Below are 14,538 nucleotides of genomic sequence, written 5' to 3'. Positions count from 1 at the left end.
TTTGGGGCATAGTTAGCGTTGCGCGCCCAACATTGCCAGCCGGATAAAGGCGCGTTCGACCAGTGCCATCGTGGGGGCATGTTGCCCGGCTGATCGCAGCGTCAGGTCGGTATCGGTCAGCACGGTCAACGCAGTTTCCAGCTTGACCGCGCCCCAGCTTTTGGCCTGCCGCATGGCGCGGTCACGGTCGCGCACACCCCAGATTTGACCACCGGGGTTGCTGGCGATGCGATAAAGCGTGCGAAAATGACGGGTGGCCATAATGATCAGCGTCACGGCGTTCACACCTTGCGCTTGCAGCTTGGCCATTACCGGCCCGATATCACCTGCGCGGGCTTCGGCCACGACATGCAGGATATCGTCAACTTCGGCCTCGGTTGAGGTGGGCGCGCAATTGCCAACGTCTTCGGCAGTCAGGGGGCCATTGTCGCCGATTTTATACAGGGTGATTTTTTCGACCATCTGCCGGAAATCACCGGGGTCCAGCACGCGGGCAAGCTCGCTCAGCGATCCCATAGCGTCGGGTTCGGGGTTTAGCTTTGCCTCGGACAAGATACGTTCGATCTCGGCGCGATCAGGCGGGTTGTCATAGATCGGGGTGGCAAAGGCGGTTTTATGGGCCTCGAACGCCTTAAGCACCTTGGAGGTTTTCTTGAGATCGCCAGCGGTCACCACGATCTGCGCATCGCCCGGCTGCCAGTCTGCCAGCGCGTCGATCAGAATTTTGGCGATATTGTCGTTCGCATCTTCGACGAAAGCGGCGCGGGGGCCGGGAAAGAAACCAACTGCCTTTAACGCATCCAGCAGCATCGGCGGGTCGCGGCGCAGGTCGGCGGCTTGGATACGGGTCAGCCGCATTTCTTCTTCGGCATTGGGGCCCAGCAGCGCCTTAAGGAACTCTTGCCGTTTCAGGGCCACGCGCATCGCGTCGCCGCCATAGATCAGCAAACCTGTCTTGTTGGGATCAGGTTTCTTGAAATAGGCGGTGGCGTCGCGGGGTGGCAGTTTCATTGGGTCAGGTCAGCCGCATAAAGCCGCGTCACGATTTGATCGGCCAGCATCGTCATCAGGCGTATTTGCGCATCACGCTCAGCGGCAAGGGTCGCGACGGTGGACCCGGTCGCGGAATAGCCGGTAAAGTTTTCAACATTACCAGATGAAACGATTTGCCCGGTCCCAAGGTCGCGCAGGGCAAAGTCGGCTTTGCCAATCAGGTTATAGCGTCTGGTGTTGTCAGCCGTATCAATCGCCAGACCTTCCTCGCTGGTGGTGACGGTCAGGGCCAAGCCATAGTTTGGCGCAGCAGGGCGGCCCAACCGCGTCTCGATCTCGCGGACCAGCGTATAGGTGAACGCATCATCGGGCGCGTCCACCGCAACGCTATTTTGCAAGGCTGTACCGGTCCCGCCGGGGCCATAGACGGGTTGAAACCCGCAAGCGGCCAGCGCCAACAAGGGCAGCCCCAGCAAGAGGCGGCGGTTAGGCAACGACATTTACGATCCGTCCGGGCACTACGATCACCTTTTTCGGCGTGGCACCATCAAGGGTACGAATAACAGCTTCGTGGCTGAGCGCGATCTTTTCAACCTCTTCTTTCGACATATCGGCGGGCACCTGAATTTCGGCGCGCCGTTTGCCGTTGATCTGGATCGGCAGCGTCACGGTGTCATCGACCAACATCTTTTCCGATGCCTTGGGCCATGGCGCTGTGGTGACCAGACCCGTGCCGCCTTGCGCTGCCCAGATTTCTTCGGACAGGTGCGGGGTCATCGGGGCCATAAGCTGTGCAAGGGTCATGATGGCCTCGCGCTGCGCTGCGTGCCCGGCCTTGGATTTATGCAGCGTCGCGGTAAAGGCATAAAGCTTGGCAATGGCCGCGTTAAAGCCAAAGGATTCGACGCCCATTGTCACATCGTGAATGGTTTTGTGCATCGCGCGCAGCAGGTCGTCGTCACCGTCGCCGCTGGCATTTTTCGCCATTTCGGTGATCCGGTTCGAGATGTTCCAGACGCGACCAAGGTGTTTATACGCCGCTTCGGCACCCGAGGCTGTCCACTCCACGTCACGTTCGGGGGGGGAATCAGACAAAACAAACCAACGCGCCGTATCCGCGCCATAGCTGGCAATAATGCCCAACGGATCGACGACGTTCTTTTTCGACTTCGACATTTTGGCGGAGGGGATGATCTCGACCGCTGTGCCATCGGCAAGTTTGCCGTCGGTCACGTCTTCGGGCAGGTGATAGACGGGGCGGCCGTTTTCGCCTTTGGTCTGGTAAATTTCGTGGGTCACCATCCCTTGGGTGAACAAGGCATCGAAAGGCTCGATGGCTTTTTCAGGCAGATGGCCGGTGATCTGCATCGCACGGGCAAAGAAGCGCGAATAGAGAAGGTGAAGGATCGCGTGTTCGATGCCGCCGATATATTGATCGACGTTCATCCAGTATTCCGCGTCTTCCATGGCAGTCGGTGTATCGGCATGGGGCGCGGTAAAGCGGGCGAAATACCATGATGAATCAACGAAGGTGTCCATCGTGTCGGTTTCACGCTGTGCGGGCGCACCGCAAGACGGGCAGGCACAGTCGCGCCATGTCGGGTGACGGTCCAGCGGATTGCCCGGCACATCAAAGCTGACGTCATAGGGCAGCTCGATCGGCAGGTTCTCTTTCTTTTCGGGGACCACACCGCAGGTGTCGCAATGCACAACGGGGATAGGGCAACCCCAATACCGCTGCCGGGACAGACCCCAGTCTCGCAGCCGGTATTTCGTTACGCCTTGGCCGACGCCTTGCGCTTCGCATGCCTCAATCGCTGTGGCGATGGCCTCGTCGCCGGTTTGCCATTTCTCGCCGGCAAATCCGCCATTGTAATAGACACGCTCGGATTTCGCTGGAACGAAGGCCTCGGCGACCTTTGGATCGGAATCCTCGGTTGGCAGGAAAGTGGATATGATCGGCAGGCCGTATTTCGTCGCAAATTCAAAATCGCGCTGGTCATGGGCGGGGCAACCGAAAATCGCACCCGTGCCATAGTCCATGAGGATAAAGTTGGCGATATAGATCGGCAGTTCCCACGAGGTATCAAACGGGTGACGCACGCGCAGGCCGGTATCCATCCCCAGCTTCTCAGCTGTCTCGATGGCTTCCTCGGTTGTGCCCCCCTTGCGGCATTCCGCGCAGAACGCGGCGACGTCTGGGTTGTCTTTCTCAAGCGTTTTGGCCAGCGGATGGTCGGGCGAAATGCCGACAAAGCTGGCACCCAGCAACGTATCGGGTCGGGTTGTGTACACTTCGATCCGGTCAAAACCGTCCGGCGCATCGATGGTCGAGAACGCAAATTGCAGACCGCGCGATTTGCCGATCCAGTTGGCTTGCATCAGTTTGACCTTGGCGGGCCAGTTATCAAGGGTATCCAGGGCGTTCAGCAATTCTTCGGAGTGATCAGAGATTTTAAAGAACCACTGCGTCAGCTCGCGCCGTTCCACCAATGCGCCAGACCGCCAGCCGCGACCTGACTCGACCTGTTCGTTGGCCAGCACGGTCATATCGACCGGATCCCAGTTCACGATGGCGTTCTTGCGGTAGACCAGACCTTCGTCGAGGAAATCAAGGAACAACGCCTGCTGCTGGCCGTAGTATTCCGGATCACAGGTGGCGAATTCTCGTGACCAGTCAATAGACAGGCCCAGCGGTTTCATTTGGCCGCGCATGTCCGCGATGTTGCCGTATGTCCAGTCTTTGGGGTGGCCACCGATGGCCATGGCCGCATTTTCGGCAGGCATGCCAAAGGCGTCCCAACCCATTGGATGCAGCACGTTGTGCCCCGTCGCGATCTTGTAGCGCGCAATCACGTCGCCCATCGTATAGTTGCGCACGTGGCCCATGTGTATGCGCCCCGACGGATAGGGGAACATCTCAAGCACGTAATACTTTGGCTTGTCAGCAGAACGGACAGCTTTGAATATATCGTCTTTTTCCCAGGCTGCTTGCCAGCGGGATTCGATTTCGGCGGGGGAATAGCGGGACATCTTGGCAGACCTTATCAAACGAAAAACGCCGAGCGAGCGACTAGCGCGTGGCCCGGCGTTGGAATGGAGAGTGTGTTAAGTGCGGGCTTAGTACTTGTTATCGGCAATCCGCATCTCGCGCGCGCGGCTTAGAATGGCATCTTCAACGGCGCGGGATGTCGCCTTGTTTACCATGCGACCGCCGCGTGTTTGCAGCGCAATGTTCAGAGACCGCCCATCAAGTGCAGGATCATCAATCAGCACGGTCGCGCGGTAGGACTGGCTGCCGCCGGGGGGCGTGCCGTATCCAGTGACAATCACACCGGTGTAGGGATCAATCGACTGGATCGGCAAAAAGTTCAGCACTTCGAGAGAGGCGGACCACAGGTATTTGTTAACAGATACGCTGGTGTCGGTATTCTTGCGGTTGAAAATCGACCAAATCGTATTCTCGGTGTTTGTCTCGATACTGCCCGGAACGTTGGCACCCGCTCTTTCTTCAGCCGACTGACCTGTTGGCGGGCCAAAGCCGAAGCCGCCACAGGCACCTAACGTTGCTAGCGCCATAAAGGCGATTGTGCATTTAAATACCGAAGCGTGCGCCATTCCAGCCGTCCTTTGCCTATTTGGACACTGGTCTAAACAAGCAAGGTAGTATCGGCAAGCGCAATGTAATCATGCCAATAGTATAAGGTGTTAAGCGCGGTATGGCGCAGGGCGGCCGCGCGGTTGGAGGGTACGAGGCGAGCCCAGCACTGTGGCAAAGCTGCATCAGAGTCTCCAACATTGCCTCAAAGCCAAGCACGATCCTTGCCAAAACAGGGTCAAAGGCAGAAAACACCCTCCATACCCTTTCCGGATTCCCCGGTCTGGGCATATGAATTCAAACCGAGGGATAACTCATGAAAAAAGTTCTCTTCGCTACAACAGCCCTGGTCGCGACCGCCGGCGTAGCAGCAGCAGACGTAACATTTGGTGGCTATGCACGCTTTGGTGTGCAGTATGACGACCCAACAACGGGCGCAAGCACCACAAACGTAACAAGCCGTTTCCGTTTGCAAATTGACGCGACAGCAGAATCTGACGCAGGCGTCACATTCGGTGCACGCGCTCGCATTCAGCAAAACGCTTCCACAACAGCTAACACAGGTATCAACGGCGTTCGCTTCTTCGCGCGCACCGGTGGTCTGGAAGTTGGTGTTGGTAACATCTTCGGCGCTCTGGAATTCATGCCTGGCATGTACCCAATCGACCTTGGTCTGACCGGTCTTGGCTATGACTACACAGCATACAACTTCCGCGGCGATGCTTACTCGTCCGGTGGTGCTGGCGCAGCCGGTTCCAACGGTTTCGAACTGATGTACTCCATGGGCGACTTGGGCTTGCACCTGTCCGCTTCTGACGTCAACGATCGCGTTGCTGGTCACGTTTCCTACGCTGTTGGTGGCTTCACTATCGCTCTGGCGGCACAAGACTCCACACTGGCGACAGACACCGAAATGGCAGCCACAATCGGTGGTACAGTAGGTCCAGCAGACCTCACACTGGCCTATGCTGACAACGGCACAGACGGTGACCACATCGTTCTGGCAGCTAGCTTTGACGTTGGCGCAGCTACAAACGTAGAAGCATATGTTGCTGACGCGGAAAGCCAACCAGACACAGGCTACGGCATCGACTTTAACCACGATCTGGGCGGTGGTACATCGCTGCGTGGTGGTGTTGCTAAGCGTTTGTCCGGTGCTACACGCGCAGACTTGGGTGTTCGCTTCAACTTCTAAGTTGATCTGAATACTTATAGTTTTGGGGCAGGCCTTTGGTCTGCCCCTTTTCTTTTGTGCAAAGCTGTTGTTCTGTGCGTCCAGAAACAGAGGGCGAAAAATGAGCTTGCACGACATCACCACACGAATTGAAAAAGCTGAAAAAGATGCAGGCCGCGCGCCGGGCAGCGTCACGTTGATCGCGGTTAGCAAAGTACAGCCCAATGCGCGGGTTCAGGACGTGCTGGAACAGGGGCATCGCTGTTTTGGCGAGAACCGCGTGCAGGAAGCCGAAGGTAAATGGCCTGAGTTCAAGCAGCATTTTGGCGGGATTGATCTGCATTTGATCGGGCCGTTGCAATCTAACAAAGCGCGCGCGGCGATGGCGCTTTTTGATGCCATTCACACAGTGGATCGCCCGAAACTGGCCACAACCCTTGCCCGCTTGGCGCAAGAGCTTGGCCGTTGTCCCGATATGTTTATCCAAGTGAACACCGGTGAAGAAGATCACAAGGCGGGCGTCATGCCAGCCCAAGCGGATGCGTTTATCAAGGAATGTCAGGGGCTTGATCTACCGGTTCGCGGTTTGATGTGCATTCCCCCGGTAGATGAGGAAGCGGCGCTTCATTTCGCGCTGCTGGCCAAGATTGCTGCACGCAACGGGCTGGATGGTCTCTCGATGGGGATGAGCAGTGATTTCGAGAAAGCGATTGCATTGGGTGCGACGCATGTGCGCGTCGGGTCGGCGATATTTGGTGAACGGGTGGCTGGTTAACAGCGTGTGGTGGATTAAGGCGGTGGTGGGTTGGCACCCACCCTACGCAATAATCAACCGGGTGTGATGTTTGATCATTGGGGCGATCCGGTGCAGATGCGTGCGTGATAGGGCAATACATCCTTCGGTCGGGAATCCGGGTCTGCGGTATTGGTGAATAAAGATCGCCGAACCGCGTCCTTTTACGGCGTAGGGCCAGTTCCAATCGGTCAGGATGATCAGGTCGTATAACTGATCAGCGCGGCGCAACTGTTCGTGGCGGTGCGAGTATGGCGCGCGCACCATCTTGTTATAGTAGCGATCATTTACATCATCCGACCATAAATCGAGCGGTCCAATCGGCTTTGCCCAATCGGTGGGTTGGGCCATCCGGTCAGGGCGATAGAGCATACCGACGATCCGGTGGATGCCGCGCGGGGTCGCCCCGTCCCCTTCCTTTTTATGCGAGGTGATGCCGGTTTTGCCTATGGTGCAGGGATAGACCGTGCCCTGAAACCGCAACCCCATAGGGGTCAAAACCATATCGTCGGGTGTCACAGAAGATGCCCGGACTTGGCCGCCTTGGTCGCAAGATATGCGGTGTTATGGCGGTTCTCACCAACTTTTAGCGCAACGCGTTCGGCAACTTTGACGCCGCTCGCCTCCATCATCTCGACCTTGCGGGGGTTGTTCGTCAACAGCCGAACGGCGGAAAAGCCCAATGATTTAAGTATGTCGGACCCAAGGCGAAAATCACGTTCATCATCTTCAAAGCCCAAGCGGTGGTTTGCCTCTACGGTGTCAAACCCTTGATCTTGCAAGGAATAGGCGCGCATTTTGTTCGCCAGCCCGATGCCGCGGCCCTCTTGGTTGAGGTATAGTAAAACGCCGTGCCCCTCGGCCCCCATCTGGGCGAGTGCGGCGTGTAATTGCGGCCCGCAATCGCATTTCAAACTGCCCATCACATCGCCGGTGAAACAGGCAGAATGCAACCGTGCAAGCACTGGTTTGGCACGATCAGGGCGGCCGACTTCGATGGCGTAATGTTCTTCGCCACCATCATCGGGCCGGAAAATATGCAGCCTGCCTGCCTCGGACGCCTCTATCGGGAGACGCGCGTTAACCACAGGGTGCAAGGGGCTGCGGATGGCAAGCACTGGCAGGGCGGCTTGCAACAACAGTGTTGTCAGCCCGTGGGTGGCTGCGAATGCGGCTGCATTGGGAAGGTCGAGCACAATTGCTGCGGGTAACAAGCGCGCCGATTTAACAAGCTGTAGCGCGGCACCATGGGCCGTGGCATCCCCGCCGCGCGCACATTTCAGTGGCCCCTTCATCGGGCTGCGCAGATCGTCGGCAGGGTCGGCTATCGCTTGCACCCACCTAGGTGTTGCATCGGGCGGCAGCAGCACACGGGCCAGCGTGCCGTCATAGGCGCGTGCCTTAAGCGTTTCGGCGCGACGCGCTGTGATTGCCAGAACTGGTTCCCCACCCAGCGCCAGAAGGCTGGAAAGGCGTTGTGGGGTCAATGTTTCGGCGGCGATTACCAGAACGGGGGCGGCCCCCAGAAAAACAACGGGCACGCCCATACGCAAATCCGCCCGCGCGCGGGCCAGCTGTTCGGTGATGTCAGGGCTAAATGCCATCTTCTTGTAATCTTTCACATCGGTTATTTTAAGATACTTAAGTGAGTTGCCCCCGAATTGAAACATTTGCCGTGTTTTGTGCACGGTCCTGTGAATAATTGGCTGTGCCCCTTGTCACACAGGTTTGTGAACACACCTTTAGGACAGTCAAAGAGGATGAGTGAATATGGCCCAGTTGAAGAAAATCCTGCTTGTGGATGACGACGACGATCTGCGCGACGCGCTGAGCGAGCAATTATTGCTGACCGAAGACTTTGACGTCTTTGAGGCTGCAAATGGGGCCGATGCGAAATCTCGGGCGGCTGAGGCGCTGTATGATCTGGTCATCCTTGATGTTGGTCTGCCTGATATCGACGGGCGTGATCTTTGCCGTGATCTGCGAACCCAAGGGGTGAAAAGCCCGATTTTGATGCTGACCGGCCATGACAGCGACGCCGATACGATCATGGGTCTGGACGCGGGTGCCAATGATTATGTCACCAAGCCGTTTAAGTTTCCGGTTCTGCTGGCCCGCATTCGCGCGCAACTGCGCCAACACGAACAATCCGAAGAAGCGATTTTTCAGCTTGGCCCGTATACGTTTAAACCCTCTGCTAAACTGTTGGTGACCGAGGACGATAAAAAGATTCGCCTGACCGAGAAAGAAACCAACATCCTGAAGTTTCTGTACCGGTCTGCTGCTGGCGTCGTGCCGCGCGATACCTTGTTGCACGAGGTATGGGGCTACAACGCGGGCGTCACCACGCACACGCTTGAAACCCATATCTATCGCTTGCGTCAAAAGATCGAGCCTGACCCCTCGAACGCACGAATTTTAGTAACTGAATCAGGTGGTTATAGATTAATTTCCTGAGCTTGGAACCAAAGCGGCCCGCGCGCCGTTATATCCCCGAGCGGCGGGGTTTTCATGACCCGCCAATCGGTTTGAACCCGACTAATGTATCCGGGATATGATACATACCTCCCTGTTGGACTAGGCCGGGCCTTTGTGCCCGGTCTTTTTTGTCCGGCGTCCAGATGAATTCGCCATGGTGGCCACGGACCGTTTCGCGTTAGGGTGCGCGCGATCTGATTTGGGGGACGGTTCTTTGCCATTTACGCTAGCGACATGGAATATTAACTCGGTTCGACTGCGCGAACCTTTGGTTTTGAAGCTGCTTCAAGAACACGGACCGGACGTGCTGTGCTTGCAAGAATGCAAAAGCCCGGTTGATAAAATCCCGACCGAAGCGTTCCATGCAGCGGGTTACACCCAAATGGTTGCCCGCGGTCAAAAGGGGTATAACGGCGTCGCCATTCTATCGCGTCTACCGCTTGAAGATGCAGGCGATCAGGATTTTGCGACATTAGGCCATGCGCGTCATGTGGCGGCCAAGCTGGAAAGTGGTGTCACGATCCACAATTTTTATGTTCCCGCTGGCGGCGATGTGCCTGACCGCGAAGTAAACGAAAAATTCGGCCAAAAGCTGGATTATCTGGCGGATATGCGGGACTGGTTCCACAGCGACAAGCCGCAAAAATCCATCCTTGTCGGTGATCTGAACATTGCCCCGCGCGAGGATGACGTATGGGGGCATAAACAGCTTCTTAAGGTCGTCAGCCACACCCCGATCGAGGTGGAAAAGCTGGCGGAAACCCAAGACGCGGGTGGTTTTGTTGACATCACGCGCCAGGACATCCCCGAGGGCAATTTGTACAGCTGGTGGTCGTACCGTGCCAAAGATTGGGATGCGGCTGACAAGGGCCGGCGCCTTGACCACGTGTGGGCGACGCCGGATATTTCCAACGCGGCGCATTCCAGCAAAATCTTGCGCGATGTGCGCGGTTGGGAAAAACCCAGCGACCACGTGCCGGTCTTTGCGACATTCGACCTTTGAATTAGCGGGGCGTGCTCACATATAGAGAGCAACCCCAAGTGAGGATATTGATATGATGGATTTGAACCTTTCGCCTGCGCAAGACGCGAACCTGATTAAAGACACGACCGAGGCGACATTCATGGCCGATGTGGTCGAGGCGTCGCAGGACGTTCCGGTGATCGTTGATTTCTGGGCGCCGTGGTGCGGCCCCTGCAAAACTCTTGGCCCGATGCTGGAAGATGCCGTGCTGGCGGCCAAGGGCGCGGTCAAGATGGTCAAGATCAATGCGGACGAGGCACAGCAAATCGTCGGGCAAATGCAAATTCAATCGCTGCCGACAGTCTATGCCTTCTACAAAGGCCAACCGGTTGACGGTTTCCAAGGCGCACAGCCCCAGTCCGAGATCACAGCCTTTATCGAACGTGTGATCAAGGCCAGCGGCGGTGAGGCCCCCGGTGCCGCGCTGGACGAGGCCGTAGCGGCGGCAGAAGACATGCTGGCCGAGGGTGCAGCACAGGATGCCGCTGACACCTTTGGGGCCATTCTGGGCGAAGACCCGAACCATGCCGGTGCCTACGGCGGCATGGTGCGCGCCTATATCGCGCTGGACAAGCTGGACGAAGCCGAGGCGCATCTAAACGGCGCGCCGATTGAAATCTCAAAATCCCCCGAGCTTGAAGCGGCGCACGCGCAGCTGGAACTGGCCAAGCAGGCTGCCGGTGCTGGCCCGGTTGCCGAATTGCAGGCGGCTGTGGATGCCAACCCCGATGATCTACAAGCGCGGCTTGATCTGGCCACGGCGCTTTATGCGCGTGGAGAGGTTCAGGCGGCCGTTGACCACTTGCTGACTTTGTTTGGCAAGGACCGTGAGTGGAATGACGGTGCCGCCAAGGCACAGCTTTTCACCATATTCGACGCGCTCAAGGCGAATGACCCGATTGCGCTGAATGGCCGTCGCAAGCTTAGCTCAATGATATTTGCTTAAGGTGTTTCACGCACTAGATAGAGCCTCATGATAAAGCAATCAGAGCTACCAGATACGATCGCGATTTTTCCGCTGGGCGGGGCATTGTTGTTGCCCCGTTCGCGGTTGCCGCTGCATATTTTTGAGCCGCGGTATCTTCAGATGATCGAGGACAGCCTTAAGACGTCTGGCCGCTTGATCGGGATGGTTCAGCCTAATGTGGTGCCGGGGCGTGATGGCCCGGGCTTGCAAACCATTGGCTGCGCGGGCCGGATTACCCAGTTTTCCGAAACGGAAGATGGCCGTTATATGATTACGCTCGGCGGCGTGTCGCGCTTCCGCGTGGTGCAAGAGGTTGAAGGGTTCACGCCCTATCGCCGCTGCGATGTAAGCTGGGACGGCTTTGAACGCGATCTGGGCAAAGATGAAGAAGACGTTGATTTCGACCGCGATCATTTTCTTGATACGCTGGGCCGTTATTTCGATGCGCGCAACCTGTCGGCGGATTGGGATACGTTAAAAGAAGCAGATGATGAATTGCTGATCAATTCTCTGTCGATGATGCTAGACCTTGAATCCGAGGATAAGCAGGCACTGCTTGAAGCACCGTCGCTTTCGACGCGCCGCGAAACGCTGCTGACATTGATTGAATACACCCTGCGTGGTGGCCATGAAGGGGAGATGATGAATTGAGCAGTGAAGAAGTACAATTCGACCGCCGTATGCTAGAGGCGCTGATTTGCCCACGCACGCAAACCACGCTGAGCTATGACGCCGAAAAGCAGGAGTTGGTGTCCAAGGCGGCAGGTCTGGCCTATCCGATCCGCAACGGCATTCCGGTCATGCTGGTCGATGAAGCGCGGGTGATAGACTGACCGATTACAGTGGTTTGCCGCGCATCAAGCGGGGCAGTTCCCCTGTTAGCCCCGCCGCTTCGCGGATAAATCCGCGCCGGGCCCCGGGCAGCGCATTGATCGCTGCCATTCCCACATCTCGGGCAATCCGCAGGAGTGAATTATCGTTCGAAAACAAACGGTTGAAGCTATCGGTCGCCAATGCCAATGCGGTGTTATCAAAGCGTCGCCAGATTTGGTATTGATCCAAAACCGTCGCACTTCCAACGTCCTGACCACGGCGCAGTGCATCAGCGATGACCTCGGCCAAGGCCGCAACATCGCGCATCCCCGCATTCAACCCTTGGCCCGCGATAGGGTGGACCCCATGCGCCGCATCCCCCAGCAACGCCACGCGATCAGCGACCATAGAATGCGCCAGTGACAGGCTCAGCGGATAGGTATAGCGCGCCCCGGCGAGCGAGATTTCACCCAGAAAATCACCGAACCTTGGCCGCAGCACATCCAGATAAGCATCATCAGGCAAGGCATTGATCCGCGCCGCGTTTTCTGTGGTTTCGCTCCAAACGATTGACGACCGATTATCGGTCAGCGGTAAAATCGCAAGCGGGCCGGGGGGCATAAAGAATTGATGCGCCACCCCGCCATGGGGTTTTTCGTGGGAAATTGCGCAGACCAGCGCCGTTTGGCCGTAACCCCAGCCAATCCGTTTGATCCCCGCGCGCATTGCCGTTCCTGAACCACGCCCATCCGCGCCAACCAGCAGCTTTGCCCGCACGGTCTTGCCGCTGGCCAATGTCAACGTAACGCCTGATGCATCCACATTCTGCGCGATGACGGTTTCGCCATTCAGCAGCGTAATATTCTCGGTCGTTTGGGTCGCGTCGGTCAGTGCGCGGCGCAGGTGGCGGTCTTCGACCATGTGGCCCATCGGGCCTTCCTCAATCTCGGCGTGGTCAAAATGCATGAAAAACGGCGACGGCCCTTCGCCTGCGCGCCCGTCGGTCACTTTGATCTCAAGCATAGGCTGGGCATTTTCTGCCACGTCGCCCCACACGCCGATACCGTCCAGCAACCGTGTCGATGTCAGCGCCATCGCATAGGATCGCCCGTCGAAACCGGCGTCTTTGCGCACGTCGCCTTCCAGCCGGTCAATAATGGTCACCCGCAGCCCGATCTGCGCCAGTGCCAAACCCAAGGCGGGGCCGTTCAGCCCACCGCCGACGATTGCGATATCTGTATCAAATTTCATGTGCTTCAATATGGTCTTGCGTCAGGGATTGTCCATGCGTGCAACCGTCGCTACCGTCCGTTTCACCGGATAAACGAGGGAACGATATGCAAGACTGGCTGACAATGACTGCGGCAGATTTGGGACGGGGCATTGAAGTGGGGCAAATTGATCCGGTTGCCTTGTGCAAAACATATCTGGATGCCATCGACGCGCACCCGTTGCGCGATCGCATCTATGCCCGCGTCACCGCCGATCGCGCCATGTCCGAGGCCCGTGCGGCATCGGACCGCGCAAAAGCAGGGCAACGTATTTCCCCCTTGGACGGCGTTCCGATCAGTTGGAAAGACTTGTTCGATACCGCCGGGGTCGGCACCGAAGCAGGGTCATTATTGCTGAAGGGGCGCGTGCCGGAGCATGATGCAGAGGTGTTGAAAAATGCCACGGCGAAGGGGCTGGTTTGCCTTGGCAAAACCCACATGAGCGAACTGGCATTCTCGGGGTTGGGGTATAATCCGTCAACGGCAACGCCCCCATGTGTGAACGATCATGGGGCCGTTTCAGGCGGGTCGTCGTCAGGCGCGGCGGCATCTGTAGCGTTTGGTTTGGCTGCTGCTGCGATTGGGTCAGATACAGGTGGTTCTGTGCGTATCCCCGCAGCGTGGAACGATCTGGTGGGGCTGAAAACGACGGCGGGCCGTGTGTCATTGGATGGCGTTGTACCGCTCGCAAAGCAGTTTGATACCGTGGGGCCCTTGTGTCGCTCGGTCGAGGATGCGGGCCTGCTGCTGGCAGCACTTGAGGGCGGAAAACCCGCTGATTTATCCAGTGCCGACCTTGAAGGGCGGCGTTTGGCTGTGTTGCGCACCGTCGCGATGGACGGCGTCGAGGACGCGCCAGCCGCTGCATTCGACGCGGCTGTTGAGCGGCTAAAAGACGCCGGTGCCACCGTCGAAACCCTTGAGTTTCCAGAGTTGGAAGACGCGATGCCACTGAGCGGCTGTTTGTACACCGCCGAAGCTTATGGCCTGTGGCGCGATGTCATCGAAGATAACCCAGACGCAATGTATGCAGAGATCCTTGAACGGTTCCGCTTGGGCAAAAGCCATTCCGGCCCGGACTATATCGCCGCTTGGACCAAGCTTGAGGGGATACGCCAGGCGTATGCCCGCGCGACTGCCGGTTTTGACGCCGTGATACTGCCCACGGCACCAATTTTGCCACCTAAACTAGAGCGGTTGGAAAGCGATCACGAGTATTATGTGTCGTCCAATCTGATGACATTGCGCAATACGCGCATTGGCAATCTGATGGGGGGCTGCGCAATGACGTTGCCAACGGGCACGCCGTCTTGCGGGATTACGCTGATGGGCGCGCCGGGGGGCGAAGAACGCCTGTTACGCCTTGCGGCCGCCGCGCAAGAGGCATTGGCCTAAAAGACACAAAAGCCGCCTGATGTCCGAGATTC

15 protein-coding genes are annotated in these 14,538 nt (G+C 57.5%); 8 read left to right on the top strand and 7 right to left on the bottom strand.

The genetic code is table 11. The features are described from left to right. Positions 1–12: 12 nt before the first annotated feature. The 4 genes from AADJ11_RS00500 to AADJ11_RS00485 all read right to left on the bottom strand — a co-directional run bounded on the left by AADJ11_RS00500 (position 13) and on the right by AADJ11_RS00485 (position 4,611). Positions 13–1,011: a DNA polymerase III subunit delta gene (locus AADJ11_RS00500; protein ID WP_341232606.1), complete on the bottom strand. Its 999-nt coding sequence runs from the start codon at positions 1,009–1,011 to the stop codon at positions 13–15. Next, entirely contained in the window at positions 1,008–1,493 is a 486-nt protein-coding gene (gene lptE, locus AADJ11_RS00495; RefSeq protein WP_341232605.1) for an LPS assembly lipoprotein LptE, read from the bottom strand. Before lptE ends, AADJ11_RS00500 begins: the two co-directional genes overlap by 4 nt. Further along, positions 1,480–4,026, bottom strand: a complete 2,547-nt coding sequence (gene leuS / locus AADJ11_RS00490; RefSeq protein ID WP_341232604.1) for a leucine--tRNA ligase — start codon at positions 4,024–4,026, stop codon at positions 1,480–1,482. The genes lptE and leuS overlap by 14 nt, the downstream gene beginning before the upstream one ends. An 87-nt stretch (positions 4,027–4,113) precedes the next feature. Then, complete coding sequence (locus AADJ11_RS00485; RefSeq protein ID WP_341232603.1) at positions 4,114–4,611, bottom strand: DUF3576 domain-containing protein; 498 nt, start codon at positions 4,609–4,611, stop codon at positions 4,114–4,116. A 296-nt stretch (positions 4,612–4,907) separates the two neighbouring features. Here AADJ11_RS00485 and AADJ11_RS00480 point away from each other — a divergent pair, with 296 nt between their 5' ends. Both AADJ11_RS00480 and AADJ11_RS00475 read left to right on the top strand, forming a co-directional pair. Next, on the top strand, positions 4,908–5,786 hold the full coding sequence (locus AADJ11_RS00480) for a porin (RefSeq protein WP_341232602.1): 879 nt from the start codon (positions 4,908–4,910) through the stop codon (positions 5,784–5,786). A 100-nt stretch (positions 5,787–5,886) separates the two neighbouring features. Continuing rightward, positions 5,887–6,540 (top strand): YggS family pyridoxal phosphate-dependent enzyme, encoded by a 654-nt coding sequence (locus AADJ11_RS00475; RefSeq protein ID WP_341232601.1) that lies wholly within the window; start codon positions 5,887–5,889, stop codon positions 6,538–6,540. Between the two features lie 42 nt (positions 6,541–6,582). Here AADJ11_RS00475 and AADJ11_RS00470 read toward each other — a convergent pair whose 3' ends face one another. Both AADJ11_RS00470 and ribA read right to left on the bottom strand, forming a co-directional pair. Beyond that, on the bottom strand, positions 6,583–7,077 hold the full coding sequence (locus AADJ11_RS00470; protein WP_341232600.1) for a L,D-transpeptidase family protein: 495 nt from the start codon (positions 7,075–7,077) through the stop codon (positions 6,583–6,585). After that, a complete protein-coding gene (gene ribA, locus AADJ11_RS00465) occupies positions 7,074–8,162 on the bottom strand; it encodes a GTP cyclohydrolase II (RefSeq protein WP_341232599.1) in 1,089 nt (362 codons plus the stop codon). Before ribA ends, AADJ11_RS00470 begins: the two co-directional genes overlap by 4 nt. A gap of 166 nt (positions 8,163–8,328) precedes the next feature. Here ribA and AADJ11_RS00460 point away from each other — a divergent pair, with 166 nt between their 5' ends. From AADJ11_RS00460 to AADJ11_RS00440, 5 genes are all read left to right on the top strand, one after another. Next, positions 8,329–9,015 (top strand): response regulator transcription factor, encoded by a 687-nt coding sequence (locus AADJ11_RS00460; RefSeq protein ID WP_093916504.1) that lies wholly within the window; start codon positions 8,329–8,331, stop codon positions 9,013–9,015. Between the two features lie 235 nt (positions 9,016–9,250). Continuing rightward, complete coding sequence (locus AADJ11_RS00455; RefSeq protein ID WP_341232598.1) at positions 9,251–10,039, top strand: exodeoxyribonuclease III; 789 nt, start codon at positions 9,251–9,253, stop codon at positions 10,037–10,039. 52 nt (positions 10,040–10,091) lie between these two features. After that, positions 10,092–11,006 (top strand): co-chaperone YbbN, encoded by a 915-nt coding sequence (locus AADJ11_RS00450; protein ID WP_341232597.1) that lies wholly within the window; start codon positions 10,092–10,094, stop codon positions 11,004–11,006. A gap of 27 nt (positions 11,007–11,033) precedes the next feature. After that, positions 11,034–11,678, top strand: coding sequence for an LON peptidase substrate-binding domain-containing protein (locus AADJ11_RS00445; RefSeq protein WP_341232596.1), 645 nt, complete (start codon positions 11,034–11,036; stop codon positions 11,676–11,678). After that, positions 11,675–11,860, top strand: coding sequence for a Trm112 family protein (locus AADJ11_RS00440; RefSeq protein ID WP_341232595.1), 186 nt, complete (start codon positions 11,675–11,677; stop codon positions 11,858–11,860). The genes AADJ11_RS00445 and AADJ11_RS00440 overlap by 4 nt, the downstream gene beginning before the upstream one ends. A gap of 4 nt (positions 11,861–11,864) precedes the next feature. Here the strand turns inward: AADJ11_RS00440 and AADJ11_RS00435 are convergent, their stop codons facing one another. Continuing rightward, positions 11,865–13,091 carry an FAD-dependent monooxygenase gene (locus AADJ11_RS00435; RefSeq protein WP_341232594.1) on the bottom strand — a complete coding sequence of 409 codons (1,227 nt, stop codon included), beginning with the start codon at positions 13,089–13,091 and terminating at the stop codon, positions 11,865–11,867. An 86-nt stretch (positions 13,092–13,177) separates the two neighbouring features. Between AADJ11_RS00435 and AADJ11_RS00430 the strand changes: the two genes are divergently transcribed. Continuing rightward, positions 13,178–14,506, top strand: coding sequence for an amidase family protein (locus tag AADJ11_RS00430; protein WP_341232593.1), 1,329 nt, complete (start codon positions 13,178–13,180; stop codon positions 14,504–14,506). Positions 14,507–14,538 lie beyond the last annotated feature (32 nt).

This window comes from uncultured Sulfitobacter sp., from assembly GCF_964021855.1.
In the GTDB taxonomy this organism is placed as follows: Bacteria; Pseudomonadota; Alphaproteobacteria; order Rhodobacterales; family Rhodobacteraceae; genus Sulfitobacter.
Note: the sequence above shows the minus strand (reverse complement) of the source record. Positions and strands in the feature narration are given on the sequence as shown.

Coding starts and splice junctions, on each gene's coding strand:
- ribA (WP_341232599.1), bottom strand. CDS start 8,162: ATGGCATTTAGCCCTGACATCACCGAACAGCTGGCCCGCGCGCGGGCG.
- AADJ11_RS00460 (WP_093916504.1), top strand. CDS start 8,329: ATGGCCCAGTTGAAGAAAATCCTGCTTGTGGATGACGACGACGATCTG.
- leuS (WP_341232604.1), bottom strand. CDS start 4,026: ATGTCCCGCTATTCCCCCGCCGAAATCGAATCCCGCTGGCAAGCAGCC.
- AADJ11_RS00480 (WP_341232602.1), top strand. CDS start 4,908: ATGAAAAAAGTTCTCTTCGCTACAACAGCCCTGGTCGCGACCGCCGGC.
- AADJ11_RS00475 (WP_341232601.1), top strand. CDS start 5,887: ATGAGCTTGCACGACATCACCACACGAATTGAAAAAGCTGAAAAAGAT.
- AADJ11_RS00500 (WP_341232606.1), bottom strand. CDS start 1,011: ATGAAACTGCCACCCCGCGACGCCACCGCCTATTTCAAGAAACCTGAT.
- AADJ11_RS00445 (WP_341232596.1), top strand. CDS start 11,034: ATGATAAAGCAATCAGAGCTACCAGATACGATCGCGATTTTTCCGCTG.
- lptE (WP_341232605.1), bottom strand. CDS start 1,493: ATGTCGTTGCCTAACCGCCGCCTCTTGCTGGGGCTGCCCTTGTTGGCG.
- AADJ11_RS00450 (WP_341232597.1), top strand. CDS start 10,092: ATGATGGATTTGAACCTTTCGCCTGCGCAAGACGCGAACCTGATTAAA.
- AADJ11_RS00435 (WP_341232594.1), bottom strand. CDS start 13,091: ATGAAATTTGATACAGATATCGCAATCGTCGGCGGTGGGCTGAACGGC.
- AADJ11_RS00485 (WP_341232603.1), bottom strand. CDS start 4,611: ATGGCGCACGCTTCGGTATTTAAATGCACAATCGCCTTTATGGCGCTA.
- AADJ11_RS00430 (WP_341232593.1), top strand. CDS start 13,178: ATGCAAGACTGGCTGACAATGACTGCGGCAGATTTGGGACGGGGCATT.